This window comes from Streptomyces sp. NPDC050997 (assembly GCF_040660135.1).
Taxonomy (GTDB): Bacteria; Actinomycetota; Actinomycetes; order Streptomycetales; family Streptomycetaceae; genus Streptomyces.
In genome coordinates, this window is record NZ_JBFAGK010000006.1 from 103,303 (window position 1) to 119,575 (window position 16,273).

Genomic DNA, 16,273 nt, shown 5'->3' on the forward strand with positions numbered 1-16,273 from the left:
CGCGCGGCGACCCGCGTCAGGGGCGCCCCCGGAACCGTCGGCGTTCGCCGGTCCGCTCGGCGGCGGGCTCGTCGGCCAGCCGTACGACCGGATCGTCGGGGCCTCCGCGCCCGGCGACCACCGGCCGGGTGGCCCGCTCCGCCTTGGCCCGGTACTGGGCCGCGTCGGCGAGCCGGAACAGCCGGCGGGCGGACGGCACGGGCCCGATGGGGTCCGCGGTGGACGCGACCCCACAGGCCACCCCCTCGCCCAGCTCCAACTCGTCGGCCCGGCGGCAGAGTTCCTCGGCCGCGTCGACCACCTCGTCGGCGGGCGGCCCGACCGCGAGCAGACAGAACTCGTCCCCGCCGAGGCGCCCGACGAGAGCGCCGGGCACCATGGCGCCGCACAGCGACAGGACGGACCCGAAGCGTTCGAGGAGTCGGTCACCGACGGCGTGTCCGCGGGTGTCGTTGACGCGCTTGAGTCCGTTCAGATCACAGACGACGAGACTGACGACGACCCCTTCCGTACGGTGCCGTTCGACGGCCTCGTCCAGGCGGGCGTCGACCGCGCGGCGGTTGGCCAGGCCGGTGAGGGCGTCGGTGAACGCCAGCCGCCGCACCTCCTCCAGCCGCTCGGTCTGGGCGATACCGGCGGCGACGACGGAGGCCAGGACGGTGGCGAAGTCGGCGTCGCCGCGGTCGAAGACGGGAGCGCCGACCGGGCGGGCCACATACAGCTCGCCCCACGCCAGCCCGTGCAGCACGATCGGCGCGACGACGCAGCAGCCGCGCCCCCGGCGACGCAGGGCGGCGACGCGCTGATGGACGTAACCGGGCCGGCGCCCGGCGGCGGGTCCCTCCGCGGTCTCCACCCAGGCGTTGGGCTCACCGCCCCCCGCCCACCGCTCGTGCAGGAACTCGGTGATCTCGGCGAACTGATGCACCGGGTAGGCCTCTCTCTCGGGGAACTCCTCCTCCCCCTCGGCCCGCTCCCCGACGTTGACCAGCACCCGCAGTCGCCCCAGCTCCCGCTCCCACACCGACAGCGCGGCGAAACTCCCGCCGAGCGCACGGCACCCCCCGTTCGCGGCGGCCCGCCACACCTCCCGCGAGCTGTGGGCCGCGGCCATGCCCTGCGCCAGCGCGACGATGCCCGTGAGCCGACTGTCCTCACCCATCACTCCAGGCTAGGGAGGTTCGGGACGAACCGGTCAGTTGATGCGCCGGTGGGGTGACCGGGGTTCGGTGGGCATCTGGGGCGGCCCGCTACTCCCCGGGCCACTCCGGCCTCCGCTTCTCGTCGCCGCGGGGCCGCCCGTCACTCCCCCCGGCCACTGCGGGGCGTCGCCGCGTCCGGTTCAGGGCGCGGAGCGCCCTACCGCTGTCGGCATCGCCGAAGTGATGCGAACACGTGTACCTGTGATCGCTGGTCGGAGTGGTGGCCATGGGGGATTGGGGTGCGTTTGTGCGACTGTCGTACATACGGTCCTTCGGAGGGTTCGGGACGGCACGGTGTTCCGGCCGGGAACCGTGAGGGGGCGAGATGGCGCAGGTGACGGTGGCTGTGGAGGGTGGGCATGCCCGGTACACCTACCGGCTGCGTGTGTCGTCCACCGTTCGCACCGTCCTGGCGGTGGAGTGGGACCGGTGCCGGTGGGTGTGGAACGAATGTGTCGCCAAGTCCAGGGCGGTGCATCTGCACAACAAGGCGACCGGGGAGAAGCAGACGTGTGGTCCGGCGCAGTTGGACAGGATGCTGACCGAGGCCCGCGCCCGTACGCCGTGGCTGCGTGAGGGCTCGTCCGTCCCCCAGCAGCAGATCATCCGCGACTTCGGCCGCTCCCGTGCCAAGGCGCACAAGGACATCCGCGAGCGCCTGCCCATGGCGCGCCGGGCGGGGATGCCGAAGTGGAAGACCAAGCGCGAGGCGCTGGCGACCCTCAACTACACGAAGCGCGGGTTCCGGTTGAAGGACGGCCGGCTGCACCTGGCCGGGGGCATCGTCGTGACGGTGGTGTGGTCGCGGGAACTGCCGGCCGAGCCGTCCTCGGTGCGCCTCTGCCAGGACAGTCTCGGGCACTGGTACTGCTCGTTCGTCGTCCCCGCCCAGGTCCAGCCCCTGCCCAGGACCGGTCGCGTACTGGGTGTGGACTGGGGTGTGAGGGAGACCGCGACCACCACGTCCGACGCGCACGACCTGCCGCACGCCGGGCACGGCCAGAAGGCTCAGGCGAAGCTGACCCGGTACGACCGGATGATGGCCCGCCGCAGGCCGAAGAAGGGCCTGCCCGGATCGAAGGGCTACCGCGAGGCGAAGAAGCTGCGGGCGAAGGCGTACAAGAAGGCCGCGAGACAGCGTGTGGACACCGGCCGTAAGTGGGCCAGGAAAGTGGTCCGCGACCACGACGCCGTCGCTGTCGAGGATTTCCGCCCGAAGTTCCTTGCCAGGACCACCATGGCCCGCAAGGCCGCTGACGCCGCCATCGGCGCCACCAAGGCCGCTCTGATGGAGATGGGCCGCAAGCACGGCAGGGCCGTGTACCTGGTACACCCCGCGTACACCACGATGGACTGCGCGCACTGCGATGCGAGAGCCAAGCACGCTTTGCCGCTGGGTGAGCGCACCTACACCTGCGCCGCGTGCGGAGCCGTGTCCCCACGGGACAAGAACTCCGCGCGCGTGATGCTCGTCCGGGCTGGTCTCAACCCGGCTGGTGCCGATGGCGGAAGACCTCCTGGAGCGCTGCTCCAGGAGGCTGCCTGAGCCAGGAATCCCCTCCCTTCACTTCAGAGAGGGGAGGATTCAATTGAGCTTGGCCACCTGGGCGTCGATCACGGCCGCCGGGACCTCCGCCGCCTTGCCGCCGGACGCCAGCGTGCCGAAGTCCACCGTGTAGTACGTGGTGACGGTGTTGCCGACGCGCACCACCTCGGTGTTCAGGGTGCCTGTCCCCTCGCCGTCCATGTCGGAGTCCACGGAGAACGCCACCGACTCGTCACCGCTGCCGGAGGCCTTCCCCGGGGAGACCTTGGTGATCTTCTGCTTCTCGCCCTGGGCCGTGATGAGGAACCCGCCGGAGCAGGACTCGACCCCGTCAGAAACAGCCTTGACGGCCTTCTCCGCGCCGTCGCCCTCGTACGAGGAGAGGCCCACAAAGGTCATGTTGACCTTGAAGGCGCTCTCGAAGTCCTCTTCGGTGATGTCCTCGGGAGCCTTCGAGGCGGCGTCCGCCGCGGGCTCCTCCGTGAGGCTGTTGCTCGCGTTCGCGTCGGTGTCGCCCGGCGCGAGAGCGGCCATGGCGTGGGCGAGCGGCGCGCACTCGGCCTTGTCGACCTTCACCTGGCTCTTGGACTTCGGCAGGGTGTCGTCGCCCGAGGCGACCTTGTAGCCCTTGATGTCGCTCCGCGTCAGCAGGAGCTTCTCCAACTCGGCCGCGCTCAGCGCCTTCGCGGCCGAGGCGGCGGTCGGCGAGGAGGCGGGCTTGTTCGAGTCCGCGGACGCGTCCGCGTCGTCCGAATCCCCGCCGCAACCGGTGATGAGGGCGAGAGACAGCGCGCTCACGGCTGCCGTGGCGCCTATGCGCGCCCTCGATGATCTCTTCATGAGCGGACTATGAAGGTATCGTCAAGAAAACGTCAAGTGGTATCAAAAATCGTGACGTTCTCGCCTTATGGAGTACACGACGAACCCGGCGCCCAGGGCGAGGGAGGTCGTGCCGCCCACGAGGTAGGGCGTGGTGTCGAAGCTGCCGGTGTCGGCGAGCCGGGTGCCCTCGCCGGTTGTCGACGAGGTCTCGGTCGCCACTCGTGCCTGGGTCGTGACCTGGGAACTCGGGGTCGCCGACGGCTCCGTTCTGGCCGGGTGGTCGTCTGTCGCGTTCGCGGACGGGACGAACCAGAGGGCACCCAGCAGGGTCCCCGCGGCGGTGGCGGTCAGCAACGGACGGCGAACGGATGACACGGAATATCGATCCCCTTGTGGCGCTGGCGAATTGGCCGTGTGGAGCGATATTAGTGAAAGTCTCGGGTCACGGGAAAGTCACGGGCGGATTGGGTCGTACTCTCCGGGCATGAGCACTGCAGAGACATCACGTTTTGTACGCCTTCGCGTGGAAGTCGTCCTTGAGGTCGGCGACGCGGGCACCGTCGCCGGGGCCGCGCTGGGGCGGATCTCGGGCGACGCCGACCTGCCGGCCGAGGAGCGGGCGCATGCCGAGAGCGCTGTGACGGAAGACACCGCGGAGGCCCTCGCCTATCTGGTGGACCCGTTCGACCTGGTCAAGGACGTGCCGGGAGTGGAACTCGCGCAGGCATCCTGGTCCAGCGAGGAGATCGACTACGACCCCGATTCGCCGGACTGGGATCTCGACGAGGATGATGGCGACGAGGACGAGGACGAAGAGGCGGCAGGCTGAGCACGCCGGGGAAAACATGGCCCCGGGGGGCAACCGCCGCCCGGGGTTTCGTCGTCTCAACGGGCGCACGGACCGACACCCGCACCAGCTGCCAAGGCAGACGTGGTGTGCCCCACACATCCGGGAAATGTGGAACGGGACGAACCGGTCGTAGCGTTGAAGTTTGATTGACGGGGACTCTCGGGGTTCAGGGGATTCGGCAACGATGGAGAAGCGTGTGATGACGGTCAGCAAGCGGCGCAGGGGCCTGACGATGGCGTCCGCACTGCTCGGCGGAGTGCTCGTGCTCTCGGCGTGTTCCAGTGGCGGCGACGACGCCTCCGGAAGCGACGGAGGCGACAGTTCGCAGTCCAAGGTCGACGAGGCGGCGGCCAAGAAGGCCTCCGAGGCCCAGATCGCCATCACACCCAAGGACGGCTCGGACAACGCGTCCATCAACAACTCCGCCGCCGTCAAGGTCAGCAAGGGCACGCTCACCGACGTGGCGATGACGACCTCCGAGGGCACCGAGGTCAGCGGTGAGATATCCGCGGACAAGACCAGCTGGAAGCCCAGCGCCCAGCTGGAGCGGTCGACCACCTACAAGCTGACGGCCGAGGCGAAGGACTCCGACGGGCGCGTCGCCCACGAGAACGCCTCCTTCACCACGGTCTCCCCGAAGAACAGCTTCATCGGCACCTTCACCCCGGACGACGGCTCCACCGTCGGCGTCGGTATGCCCGTGTCGATCAACTTCGACAAGGAGATCACCAACAAGGCGGCCGTCCAGAAGGGCATCACCGTCTCCACCACCAGCGGCCAGGAAGTCGTCTGCCACTGGTTCAACGCCCAGCGCATGGACTGCCGGCCCGACGAGTACTGGAAGGAGAACTCCACCGTCACGCTGAAGCTCGCGCTCGACGGTGTCGAGGGCGCCTCCGGTCTCTACGGCGTCCAGCAGAAGACGGTCACCTTCAAGATCGGCCGCAACCAGGTCTCGTACGTCGACGCCAAGACCAAGCAGATGAAGATCACGCAGGACGGCAAGACCGTCAAGACGATCCCGATCTCGGCCGGTTCGCCGGACAACAAGACGTACGAAGGCATCATGGTGATGCAGGAGAAGTTCAAGGAGACGCGCATGAACGGCGCGACCGTGGGCTTCACCGACGACGACGGCAAGGGCGAGTACGACATCAAGGACGTGCCGCACGCCATCCGTCTGACGAGCTCCGGCACCTTCATGCACGGCAACTACTGGGGCGCCAAGTCCATCTTCGGCAGCGTGAACACCAGCCACGGCTGTGTGGGCCTGTCGGACACCAAGGGTGCCAACGACCCGAACACGCCCGCCGCGTGGATGTACAGCCACTCGATCGTCGGTGACGTCGTGATCGTCCAGAACACCGGCGACAAGACCGTCGCCCCGGACAACGGCCTCAACGGCTGGAACCTGAACTGGGCCGACTGGAAGGCCGGTTCGGCGGTCTGACCGACCCGGAGTTCACAGCTTTCCGATGCCGCCCTCAGGGGCGGCATCGGTGTTTCCGGGGCGAATCACAGCCTTCTCATCCTTCTCTTATGTCCGCCTTATTCAGTCATCACGCGGTGTACCTAGTTTGCGGCCATGTTCTTCACCTACCTGAGGCGCGAGCTGCGCCGCCGTAGAAAAGCGGCGCTCGTCGTCGCCTCCGGACTCGCGCTGGGCATCGCGCTGGTCATCGTCGTCAACTCCGTGTCGTCCGGCATGGGGAAGGCCCAGGACAAGGTCCTCCAGTCGCTGTACGGCCTGGGCACGGACATGACGGTCACCAAGGCCGCCCAGCCGCAGGCGAGCGCCTCCGACCGGCCGCGCTTCCGGTTCGACGCGCAGGACAGCGACTCCGACGCCGAACAGAGCACCGACCGCGTGATGGTGCAGGGCTTCCAGACCCTGTCGACGGCGACCGTCACCAAGGTCGGCAAGCAGACCGGTGTCTCGGACGCGGTCGGCGGCCTGAGCCTCCAGGTCGTCAAGGTCAGCGGCCAGTTCACCCGCGGCCAGTTCCAGCAGAACGGCGAGGGCGGCAACGCGCAGGGCGGCAACGGGCAGGGCGGTGCGCCGGGTGCCAACGGCGGCGGCGGCGGTCAGCCGCAGGGCGAGGTGCAGGGCGGCGGCGCCGACTTCGACGTCAACAGCTACTCCGTCTACGGCACCGATGTCACCAAGCCGGCCCTCGGCCCGCTGACCTCCTCCAAGATCACCAGCGGTCGTACGTTCACGTCGAGCGAGACGAACGCCAAGGTCGCGGTCCTCGACTCGGCCTACGCCAAGGAGAAGAAGCTCAAGGTCGGCAGCACGCTCACCGCGAAGAGCGTCAAGTACAAGGTCATCGGCATCGCGACCGCCGACAGCGGTGACGCGGCCGCCGACGTCTATCTCCCGCTCCAACAGGCGCAGACGCTCAGCGACTCGAAGAACAAGGTCACCACCATCTATGTGCAGGCGACCGACTCGCAGCGCATCGACAACGTCAAGTCCGAGATCCAGCAGAACATCTCGGGTACGACCGTGACGACCTCGGCGGATCTCGCTGACACGGTGTCCGGCTCGCTGTCCACGGCGTCCTCGCTGGCGACGAGCGTGGGCAAGTGGCTCTCCATCGCCGTGCTGATCGCCGCGTTCCTGGTCGCCGGGCTGCTGACCTCCTCGGCGGTGTCGCGCCGGGTGCGGGAGTTCGGCACGTTGAAGGCGCTGGGCTGGAAGTCGGGCCGGGTGACCCGGCAGGTCGTCGGTGAGGCGATGGTCAACGGGCTGCTGGGCGGCGCGCTGGGCATCGCCCTCGGCCTCGCGGGAGCGTATGTGGTGACGGCCATCAGCCCCACGCTGCAGGCGCAGTTGGGCGGGGGCGGCGGTGGCGGCACCGGCGGACCCGGCGGACCCGGCGGGGGCGGCGGCTTCGGTGGCGGCGGCCGACAGGCGGCGGCGAAGACCCTCGACGTGGCCCTGACCGCACCGGTGAACGCCACGACGGTGGCGATCGCGGTCGGCCTGGCGGTCGCGGGCGGCCTGATCGCGGGCGCGTTCGGCGGCTGGCGCGCGTCACGCCTGCGCCCGGCGGACGCTCTGCGGCGCGTGGAGTAGCGGCACGAGTCGAGTAGCGGCACCCCCGCTACTCGCGGTCGTACGACACTCCGCGCCACCCCAACCACCCAGGAGCAACCACCATGTACGAACTCAGAAGCGTCACCAAGCGCTACACCCGAGGCAAGGAGACCGTCGACGCCCTCGACGGCGTGGACCTCACCATCGCCGACGGCGACCGCCTCGTCATCCAGGGCCCCACCGGCGGCGGCAAGTCCACCCTCCTGCAGATGCTCGGTGGGCTGGACCGGCCGACCTCCGGTGAAGTAGTCCTCGACGGCACCGACATGGCCAAGCTCTCCGAGGCCCGCCTCACCAAGGTGCGCAGTGAGAACATCGGCTTCGTCTTCCAGAGCTTCAACCTGATCCCGACGCTCACCGCGCAGGAGAACGTCGAGACCGCCCTCGTACCCCTCGGTGTGAAGGGGAAGGAGCGGCGCGAGAGGGCCGCCGAGGCGCTCAGGTCGGTCGGGCTCGGCGAACGGCTCGGGCACCTGCCCGGCGAGATGTCCGGCGGCCAGCAGCAACGCGTCGCCATCGCCCGCGCGTTGGTCAAGCAGCCGAAGGTGCTGCTCGCCGACGAGCCCACCGGCAACCTCGACGAGTCGATGCGCGACGAGATCATGGACGTACTCGAGCGCATGTGGGAGGAGTTCGGGCTGACCTTCATCATGGTCACCCACGATTCCTCGATCGCGAAGAAGGCCCCCCGCGTGGCCACGATCCGCAAGGGCCGGATCACGGTGAAGGAGAACGCGGCCCGCTGAACATCCCTCCTGAACATCCTCTCTGAACATTCCTTCCCTGTGCGGGAGTTCGGACGGGTGCGTTTCGGGTGGCCTGGGATGGCCGCTTTCCCGACGATCGTGTAACAGACCGTCCCTGTCGGCCACCTGTGTATTGAGGCGTCTGATCACCCCCCGGCATACTGCGTGTTCGGGGGGTGTACGCGCATGCGTGCGAGATGACCCCCGCCCGGGTGAATCGGGGAATTCGCCCGGACCTTCTGCAAGGGGGAATCTTGCGCAGACAAGTCAAAAGAGCGTGCGCGGCCTCGGTCGCCACGGCCGCGGCCGTCGCTCTCGCCGCCGGCATGACCAGCCCGGCGTCGGCGAAGCCCGAGCAGCGCGCGACCGGCGCTGCCTCGCTCGCGTCCCACCACCGCATCACTCTCATCACGGGTGACCGTGTCTCCGTCGACTCCAAGGGCCGCGTGGTCGGCCTGGAGCGGGCGAAGGGGCGCGGCCACATACCCGTCCAGATCCGCAAGGCCAACGGGCACACGCTCGTGATACCGGCCGACGCGGCCCGGCTGGTCGCCACCGGCAAGCTCGACGAGCGGCTCTTCGACATCACCGAGCTCAACAAGTCGGCGACCCGCACCTCCCAGAAGAACGGCCTGAAGGTCATCGTCGGCTACCGGGGTGCCGCGGCCGCCACCAAGGCCGATGTGCGTGACGCGGGCACCCTGCGCCGGACCCTGAAGTCCCTGAACGCGGACGCCGTGCAGACGCCGCAGCAGGAAGCGCCCGACCTGTGGGACGCGGTCACCAACGGCGACAAGACGGCCTCCGGCATCGCGCACGTCTGGCTCGACGGCGTCCGCAAGGTCACCCTCGACAAGTCCGTGCCGCAGATCGGCGCCCCCAAGGCGTGGGCGGCCGGCTACGACGGCAAGGGCGTCAAGATCGCCGTCCTGGACACGGGTGTCGACGCGACCCACCCGGACCTGAAGTCCCAGGTGATCGAGTCCAAGAACTTCTCCGCGGCCGCCGACGCCACCGACCACTACGGCCACGGCACCCATGTCGCGTCCATCGCGGCGGGCACCGGAGCCAAGGCCGGCGGCACGTACAAGGGCGTCGCGCCCGGCGCGCGGATCCTGAGCGGCAAGGTCCTCGACGACACCGGCTCCGGCGACGACTCCGGCATCCTCGCCGGTATGGAGTGGGCGGCCGCGCAGGGCGCCGACGTCGTCAACCTCAGCCTCGGCGGCACGGACACCCCGGAGATCGACCCGCTGGAGGCGGCGGTCGACAAGCTGTCCGCCGAGAAGGGGATCCTCTTCGCGATCGCCGCGGGCAACTCCGGCCCCGAGTCGGTCGGTTCGCCGGGCAGCGCGGACGCCGCGCTCACCGTCGGCGCCGTCGACGACAAGGACAAGCTCGCCGGATTCTCCTCGACCGGTCCGCGGGTCGGCGACGGCGCGATCAAGCCGGACGTCACCGCGCCGGGCGTGGACATCACCGCCGCGTCCGCCAAGGGCAGCGTGATCGAGCAGGAGGTCGGCGAGAAGCCGGCCGGCTATCTGACCATCTCCGGTACGTCGATGGCGACCCCGCATGTCGCGGGCGCCGCCGCGATCCTCAAGCAGCAGCACCCGGACTGGACGTACGCCGAACTGAAGGGCGCGCTGACCGCGTCCACCAAGGGCGGCAAGTACACCCCGTTCGAGCAGGGTTCGGGCCGGATCCAGGTCGACAAGGCCATCAAGCAGACCGTGATCGCCGACCCGGTGTCGCTGAGCTTCGGCACGCAGCAGTGGCCGCACACCGACGACACGCCGGCCACCAAGGCGCTGACGTACCGCAACCTCGGCACCGAGGACGTCACGCTCACCCTGGCCGCGACCGGCACCGACCCCAAGGGCCAGGCGGCTCCCGCGGGCTTCTTCAAGCTCGGCGTGACCAAGGTGACCGTCCCGGCGGGCGGCAAGGCGTCCGTGGACGTCACTGTCAACACCAAGCTGGGCGGCACGCTCGACGGCGCGTACTCCGCGTACGTGACGGCGACCGGCGGCGGCCAGAGCGTCCGTACGGCCGCGGCGGTCAACCGTGAGGTGCAGTCGTACGACGTCAAGGTCAAGCACATCGGCCGGGACGGGCAGCCCGCGGACGGCTACAACACCGTCTTCTTCGCCTACTCGGGCGTCGGCAACGGCCGGGCCTACGAGGTCCCGGTGACCGCCTCCGGCACCGCCACCATGCGGCTGCCCAAGGGCACCTACCTGCTGGACGCCTGGATCGCGAAGGACTTCGTGGACTTCAAGGGCGGCCTCGACTGGCTGGTCCAGCCGAAGCTTGACCTCACCAAGAACACCTCGGTGACGTTCGACGCCCGCAAGACCGCGGGAGCCGACATCACGGTGCCGGACGCGCAGGCCAAGCAGATCAGCGCGATGGGCAACTACTTCCACGAGCCCTCGGGCATCGGCGTCGGCTTCGGCGTGGACACCTTCGCCAACCTGCGCATGGCCCACCTGGGCTCGGAGGTCACCGGGCTGACGCAGACCTGGAACGGTCAGTGGACCAAGGGCGCGAGCACCGAGTACGACGTGGCCACCACCGCCAAGGTCAAGAAGATCCAGGGGAACAAGGTCCGTCACTTCAAGGCGAGCGAGCTCGCCACGGTGAAGAACAACCTGGGCGCCGCCGCCTCCGGCAAGACCGGCGCCGTCACCGCCTGGGGGCTCTTCCCCGGGGACTCGGTCGGTGGTGTCCCGGTGGAGCAGAAGCTGCCGGGGTCGCGCACCGTGTACCTCTCGACCGCTGACAAGATCCAGTGGGGCTTCGACTTCGAGCAGTACGCGGGCAGGGACGCGGACGGCTTCCCGATCTCCGACGCGTTCTACACGCTGGGCAACCCGCAGACCTTCAAGAAGGGCCAGAAGTACACCAAGACGTTCAACACGGCGGTCTTCGGGCCGCAGCTGAACGCTGACTACGGGCTCTTCCGCGAGGGCAACAACATCTATGGTTCGCTGCCGCTGTTCGCCGACGGGGCCGGGCACGCCGGTTCGTCGTCCTTCATCTCGGCGGTGACGTCCCTGTACCGCAACGGCGCCAAGGTCGGCACCAACGACGACCCGCTGTTCGGCGGCGGTGTCTTCACGGTCCCGGCCGGTGACGCCGAGTACAAGCTGACCACCTCGGTCAAGCGGAGCGTCAAGGTCGCGGCCGCCTCCACCCGGATCGACGCGAGCTGGACCTTCCGCTCGAAGAAGCCGTCCGGTGAGATCCCGGCCACGCTGCCGGCCTCCGCGGTCCGCTTCAACGCCAAGACGGGTCTGGACAGCAAGGTCGAGGCCGGCAAGACGGTGTCGATCCCGGTCACCGTCGTGGGCGCGGCCAAGGGCTCCAACCTCAAGTCCCTGTCGGTGTACGTGTCGTACGACTACGGCCAGACCTGGAAGAAGGTCGAGGTCAAGAACGGCAAGATCACCGCGAAGAACCCGGCGAAGGGGAAGGCCATCTCCTTCCACGCCAAGATCGCCGACAAGAAGGGCAACAAGTCGACGATCTCGATCTACAACGCCTACTACGGGAAGTAGATCTCGTACTACGGGAAGTAGATCGCAGGCTCATTGAGCGCTGAGCGAAAGGCCCGCCGGAGGTGCAGCCTCCGGCGGGCCTCTCGTGTTTCTGTAAGCGCATGACGACTCAGACGGTCGAGTACATCCGGTACCGCATCCCCGAAGAGCAGTCGGCGGAGTTCATGTCCGCCTACACCCGCGCCGCGGCCCTGCTGGCGGCGGCGCCCGAATGCGTCGACTACGAACTGGCGCGCTGCGAGGAGGACTTCGAGCACTACGTCCTGCGCATCACCTGGACCTCCACCGAGGACCATGTCGAAGGCTTCCGCAAGTCCGAGCTGTTCCCGGACTTCCTCGCCGAGATCCGCCCGTACATCCCGAGCATCCAGGAGATGCGCCACTACACCCCGACCACGGTCCGCGGCACCGGCTCCGCGGTCCCCACCCTCTACGCGTGGGCGGGCGGCCCGGACGCCTTCGCCCGTCTGACGACGGTCTTCTACGACAAGGTCCTGCGCGACGAGCTCCTCGCGCCGGTGTTCGAGGGCCTCGCCCCCGAGCACGCCCAGCACGTCGCCCTGTGGCTCGCCGAGGTCTTCGGCGGCCCGCCCGGCTACTCCGAGACCCAGGGCGGCCACGGCCACATGGTCGCCAAACACATGGGCCGGGGCATCACCGAGGCCCAGCGCCGCCGCTGGGTGAACCTGATCCAGGACGCGGCGGACGAGGCGGACCTGCCGACGGACGCCGAGTTCCGCTCGGCCTTCCTCGCCTACGTGGAGTGGGGCACCCGCCTCGCGGTGTACTTCTCCGGCCCGGACGCCAAGCCGCCGGCGGAACAGCCGGTCCCGAAGTGGACGTGGGGGGCGGCACCGCCGTACCGGGGCTGACGGGCCGCCTGTGTCCGCGGGACCGGGGCTGGCGGCTCGCGCCTGTGTCTGCGGGACCGGGGCTGGCGGTTCGCGCCTGTGTCTGCGGGACCGGGGCTGGCGGTTCGCGCCTGTGTCTGCGGGACCCTGACACCGCACGGGAGCTGCCTCGACACCGGCGGCCTCGCCACCTGGTGCTGATCCCGTCGCATCCATCAGCGCAGCGGACCCGGGCGCGGCAGGGGGCGGGCGGGCCGTGGCGCACGGTGACCCGGACGCCGCGACCTCAGGCGGACGGCGCCGACGTCCCCGTACCCGCGCGGGTCGCGTCCGTGCCCCAGCTGGCCAGCAGGCGCAGTGCCTCCGCCGAGGGCGATCCCGGCTCCGCGTGGTACGTCACCAGCGACTGCTCCTGGTCGTCGACCAGGTGGAACCCCTCGAACGAAAGGTCGAGGTGGCCGACCAGCGGATGCCGCAGCCGCTTCAGCCCGTGACTCTTCTCCTTGACGTCATGCGTGGCCCACAACCGCCTGAACTCCTCGCTCTTCACGGACAGTTCGCCCACCAGCGCGGACAGCCGCGGGTCGTCGGGATGGCAGCCGGCGTCCATCCGCAGCACGCAGACGATGTCGATCGCCTTCTGCTCCCAGTCCACGAACAGATCGCGGTACTCGGGGCGCAGGAACACCAGCCGAGCCCAGTTCCGCTCCGCCGCAGGCAGCTCCGCCCAGTCGCCGAAGACCGCCGCGGCCATCCGGTTCCAGGCCAGGATGTCCGAGCGCCGCCCCGCGATGTACGCCGGGACGCCGTCCATCGAGTCCAGCAGCGTCCGCAGCGTGCCCCGGACCTGCTGGGCACGGGCGGGCGGCTTCTTCTTGTGCTGCTTCGGCTTCGCCAGGTGGGTGAGGTGCGCGTGCTCGGCGTCGGTCAGCCGCAGCGCCCGGGCGATGGCGTCGAGGACCTCCGCCGAAACGTTCCGTCCGTTGCCCTGCTCCAGGCGTGTGTAATACGCCACGGACACCCCGGCCAGCTGCGCCAGCTCCTCCCGGCGCAGCCCCGGCACCCGGCGGCGGCGCCCGAAGTCCGGCAGCCCGACGTCCGTCGGCTTCAGCCGGGCCCGCCGGGTACGCAGGAACTCGCTGAGCTCGGCACGCTGGTCCAGCGCCCCGCCGGGCGACCCGCCGACGTGCTCCGGAACAGGTTCGGGGTGTTTGTCCATGCCTCAAGTATTCCCGGTCGTACGCACACCAGCCTGACCCCCTTGGTAGTAGGACCGCTGGACGTACGCAAAGCCGTGGTCTGGGTGACGTCCGCGCTGTCCTGCACGCTGGAGACCGTGCCCGGCCGGAAGGCAGTCGGGCACGGACCTTCGCTAGGAGAACCCCGGCATGACCACTGTTGCTGCATACGCCGCCCCCGCCGCCAAGGCTCCGCTGGAGCGCACCACCATCGAGCGCCGCGCGGTCCGCGAGTTCGATGTGCTGATCGACATCAAGTTCGCCGGCATCTGCCACTCCGACATCCACCAGGCCCAGGAGGGCTGGGGCGAGGCGATCTTCCCGATGGTCCCGGGCCACGAGATCGCGGGCATCGTCTCCGAGGTCGGCCCCGGTGTGACCAAGTTCAAGGTCGGCGACCGCGTGGGCGTCGGCTGCATGGTCGACTCCTGCCGTGAGTGCGACAACTGCAAGGCCGGCCTGGAGCAGCACTGCGTCAAGGGCAACGTCCCGACGTACAACGGCACCGGCACGGACGGCGAGCCCACCTACGGCGGCTACGCCGAGAAGGTCGTCGTCGACGAGAACTTCGTCGTCCGCGTCCCCGAGGGCCTGGCCCTCGACGAGGCCGCCCCGCTCCTCTGCGCCGGCATCACCACGTACTCCCCGCTCAAGCAGTGGGGTGCGGGTCCCGGCAAGAAGGTGGCCGTGATCGGCCTGGGCGGCCTCGGCCACATGGGCGTCAAGATCGCGCACGCGCTGGGCGCCGAGGTCACCGTCCTCTCCCAGTCCCTGCGCAAGAAGGACGACGGCCTGAAGCTGGGCGCCGACCACTACTACGCCACCAGCGACCCGAAGACGTTCGAGGAGCTCGCCGGCACCTTCGACCTCATCGTCTCCACGGTCTCGGCGCCGCTGGACTTCGGCGCCTACCTGAGCCTGCTCAAGACGGGCGGCGCCCTGGTCAACGTGGGCGCCCCGGAGGAGCCCATCGCCCTCAACCTGTTCTCCCTCATCGGCGGCAACAAGACCCTCGCCGGTTCGATGATCGGCGGCATCGCCGAGACCCAGGAGATGCTGGACTTCTGCGCGGCGCACGGGATCGGCGCGGAGATCGAGCTGATCGGCGCGTCCGAGATCAACGAGGCGTACGAGCGGGTGCTGGCGAGTGATGTGCGGTACCGGTTCGTGATCGACACCGCGACCATCTGAGCCGTACCCGACGCAAGGGCCCCGGCGTGTGCCGGGGCCCTTCAGCGTGTCGCCGTACGCCGCCCCAGCAGCCACAGCAGATACGGCCCCCCGACCAGGGACGTGAGTGCCCCGACCGGGATCTCCAGCGGGGGCAGCAGCGTGCGGGCGGCGAGGTCGGCGCCGACCAGGATCGACGCGCCGGTCAACGCCGAGCAGAGCAACGGCAGTTGGGGCGTGCGGGTGAGGCGCCGGGCCAGCTGGGGCGCGGTCAGCGCGACGAACCCGATGGGCCCGGCCGCGCCCGTCGCCGTCGCCGCCAGAACGACCCCGAGGACGGTGAGGCCGAGCCGGGCCCGGTCCACCCGTACGCCGAGCGCCGCCGCGGTGTCCGGGTCAAGACCGAGCGGCCGCACCGCCCGGCTCGCCCACACCAGCGCGGGCAGACACAGCAGCAGGACGACGGCGAGTGGCCCCGCCTGCTCCCAGCCGCGCCCGTTGAGACTCCCGGTCAGCCACAGCTTGACCTGCTCGGCGGCCTCCAGCTCGCTGTCGGTGAGATACAGCTGGACGACGGCCGACAGCGCGACACCGACACCGACCCCGGTGAGCACGAACCGGGTCGGCTGCATACCGCGCCGCCAGGCCAGCACATACACCAGCGCCGCCGCCGCGAGTCCGCCCGCGACGGACACGGCCGGCGCCGCACCCGGCGAGCTGACCGCCCCGGTGGCCAGCGCCAGCACGGTCGCGGCCGCCGCCCCGTGCCCGACACCGATCACGTCCGGACTGGCCAGAGGGTTACGGGTGACGGTCTGCACGAGCGACCCGGCCAGTCCCAGCGCCGCTCCCACCAGCGCGCCCAGCACGATCCGCGGCACCCGCAGCTCCCCGACGACCAGCTCGTACGGCCCCGACCCGGTCCGCATCGTGCGCCAGACCCCGGCCGGGGAGACGTACGTCTGTCCCAGACAGGCCGAGGCGAGCATGACGGCCGCGAGCAGCACGAGGACGACGACGGCGACGGCGGCGGAACGCCTGTGCAGGAGGAGGGAGACGGCCGGGCCGGGACGGAGGACGGTGAGGCCGGCCGGCGTACTCGTGCCGGCGGTGCCGAGACTCCGTTCGGCCGTACGCGTGTCGGTGACGGGGTGATCCCCTTCCGCCGCAGCCGTACCGGTC

Annotated in this window: 13 protein-coding genes; 8 read left to right on the forward strand and 5 right to left on the reverse strand. The window is 69.7% G+C overall.

What is annotated here, in order from left to right; all coding sequences use genetic code 11:
- Positions 1–16: 16 nt before the first annotated feature.
- Positions 17–1,162 (reverse strand): sensor domain-containing diguanylate cyclase, encoded by a 1,146-nt coding sequence (locus AB0H86_RS15675; protein WP_362437546.1) that lies wholly within the window; start codon positions 1,160–1,162, stop codon positions 17–19.
- Between the two features lie 365 nt (positions 1,163–1,527).
- Between AB0H86_RS15675 and AB0H86_RS15680 the strand changes: the two genes are divergently transcribed.
- A complete protein-coding gene (locus AB0H86_RS15680; protein ID WP_362437548.1) occupies positions 1,528–2,748 on the forward strand; it encodes a transposase in 1,221 nt (406 codons plus the stop codon).
- 39 nt (positions 2,749–2,787) lie between these two features.
- On the opposite strand, the gene AB0H86_RS15685 is transcribed toward AB0H86_RS15680, so the two are convergent.
- On the reverse strand, positions 2,788–3,588 hold the full coding sequence (locus AB0H86_RS15685; RefSeq protein WP_362437550.1) for a hypothetical protein: 801 nt from the start codon (positions 3,586–3,588) through the stop codon (positions 2,788–2,790).
- A gap of 42 nt (positions 3,589–3,630) precedes the next feature.
- Positions 3,631–3,924, reverse strand: a complete 294-nt coding sequence (locus AB0H86_RS15690; RefSeq protein WP_362438510.1) for an LPXTG cell wall anchor domain-containing protein — start codon at positions 3,922–3,924, stop codon at positions 3,631–3,633.
- 130 nt (positions 3,925–4,054) lie between these two features.
- Here AB0H86_RS15690 and AB0H86_RS15695 point away from each other — a divergent pair, with 130 nt between their 5' ends.
- The 6 genes from AB0H86_RS15695 to AB0H86_RS15720 all read left to right on the forward strand — a co-directional run bounded on the left by AB0H86_RS15695 (position 4,055) and on the right by AB0H86_RS15720 (position 12,704).
- The gene (locus tag AB0H86_RS15695) at positions 4,055–4,399 is read left to right on the forward strand and encodes a hypothetical protein (RefSeq protein ID WP_362437552.1); all 345 of its coding nucleotides are present in this window, start codon (positions 4,055–4,057) and stop codon (positions 4,397–4,399) included.
- A 220-nt stretch (positions 4,400–4,619) separates the two neighbouring features.
- Positions 4,620–5,870, forward strand: coding sequence for an Ig-like domain-containing protein (locus AB0H86_RS15700; RefSeq protein WP_362437554.1), 1,251 nt, complete (start codon positions 4,620–4,622; stop codon positions 5,868–5,870).
- A gap of 135 nt (positions 5,871–6,005) precedes the next feature.
- The gene (locus tag AB0H86_RS15705) at positions 6,006–7,502 is read left to right on the forward strand and encodes an ABC transporter permease (protein ID WP_362437556.1); all 1,497 of its coding nucleotides are present in this window, start codon (positions 6,006–6,008) and stop codon (positions 7,500–7,502) included.
- An 83-nt stretch (positions 7,503–7,585) separates the two neighbouring features.
- On the forward strand, positions 7,586–8,269 hold the full coding sequence (locus AB0H86_RS15710; RefSeq protein WP_362437558.1) for an ABC transporter ATP-binding protein: 684 nt from the start codon (positions 7,586–7,588) through the stop codon (positions 8,267–8,269).
- A 326-nt stretch (positions 8,270–8,595) separates the two neighbouring features.
- Positions 8,596–11,832 (forward strand): S8 family serine peptidase, encoded by a 3,237-nt coding sequence (locus AB0H86_RS15715; RefSeq protein WP_362438513.1) that lies wholly within the window; start codon positions 8,596–8,598, stop codon positions 11,830–11,832.
- A gap of 101 nt (positions 11,833–11,933) precedes the next feature.
- Positions 11,934–12,704 carry an antibiotic biosynthesis monooxygenase gene (locus AB0H86_RS15720; RefSeq protein WP_362437560.1) on the forward strand — a complete coding sequence of 257 codons (771 nt, stop codon included), beginning with the start codon at positions 11,934–11,936 and terminating at the stop codon, positions 12,702–12,704.
- Positions 12,705–12,969: 265 nt separating this feature from the next.
- On the opposite strand, the gene AB0H86_RS15725 is transcribed toward AB0H86_RS15720, so the two are convergent.
- The gene (locus tag AB0H86_RS15725) at positions 12,970–13,902 is read right to left on the reverse strand and encodes a helix-turn-helix transcriptional regulator (protein WP_362437562.1); all 933 of its coding nucleotides are present in this window, start codon (positions 13,900–13,902) and stop codon (positions 12,970–12,972) included.
- Between the two features lie 169 nt (positions 13,903–14,071).
- Here AB0H86_RS15725 and AB0H86_RS15730 point away from each other — a divergent pair, with 169 nt between their 5' ends.
- A complete protein-coding gene (locus AB0H86_RS15730) occupies positions 14,072–15,112 on the forward strand; it encodes an NAD(P)-dependent alcohol dehydrogenase (RefSeq protein WP_362437564.1) in 1,041 nt (346 codons plus the stop codon).
- A gap of 41 nt (positions 15,113–15,153) precedes the next feature.
- Here the strand turns inward: AB0H86_RS15730 and AB0H86_RS15735 are convergent, their stop codons facing one another.
- Complete coding sequence (locus AB0H86_RS15735; protein WP_362438516.1) at positions 15,154–16,137, reverse strand: iron ABC transporter permease; 984 nt, start codon at positions 16,135–16,137, stop codon at positions 15,154–15,156.
- Positions 16,138–16,273: the final 136 nt, after the last annotated feature.

Bases quoted from the DNA above. Each gene is read 5' to 3' on its own strand.
- AB0H86_RS15675 (WP_362437546.1), bottom strand. From the start codon at position 1,162: ATGGGTGAGGACAGTCGGCTCACGGGCATCGTCGCGCTGGCGCAGGGC.
- AB0H86_RS15680 (WP_362437548.1), top strand. From the start codon at position 1,528: ATGGCGCAGGTGACGGTGGCTGTGGAGGGTGGGCATGCCCGGTACACC.
- AB0H86_RS15685 (WP_362437550.1), bottom strand. From the start codon at position 3,588: ATGAAGAGATCATCGAGGGCGCGCATAGGCGCCACGGCAGCCGTGAGC.
- AB0H86_RS15695 (WP_362437552.1), top strand. From the start codon at position 4,055: ATGAGCACTGCAGAGACATCACGTTTTGTACGCCTTCGCGTGGAAGTC.
- AB0H86_RS15700 (WP_362437554.1), top strand. From the start codon at position 4,620: ATGACGGTCAGCAAGCGGCGCAGGGGCCTGACGATGGCGTCCGCACTG.
- AB0H86_RS15705 (WP_362437556.1), top strand. From the start codon at position 6,006: ATGTTCTTCACCTACCTGAGGCGCGAGCTGCGCCGCCGTAGAAAAGCG.
- AB0H86_RS15710 (WP_362437558.1), top strand. From the start codon at position 7,586: ATGTACGAACTCAGAAGCGTCACCAAGCGCTACACCCGAGGCAAGGAG.
- AB0H86_RS15715 (WP_362438513.1), top strand. From the start codon at position 8,596: ATGACCAGCCCGGCGTCGGCGAAGCCCGAGCAGCGCGCGACCGGCGCT.
- AB0H86_RS15720 (WP_362437560.1), top strand. From the start codon at position 11,934: ATGACGACTCAGACGGTCGAGTACATCCGGTACCGCATCCCCGAAGAG.
- AB0H86_RS15725 (WP_362437562.1), bottom strand. From the start codon at position 13,902: ATGGACAAACACCCCGAACCTGTTCCGGAGCACGTCGGCGGGTCGCCC.
- AB0H86_RS15730 (WP_362437564.1), top strand. From the start codon at position 14,072: ATGACCACTGTTGCTGCATACGCCGCCCCCGCCGCCAAGGCTCCGCTG.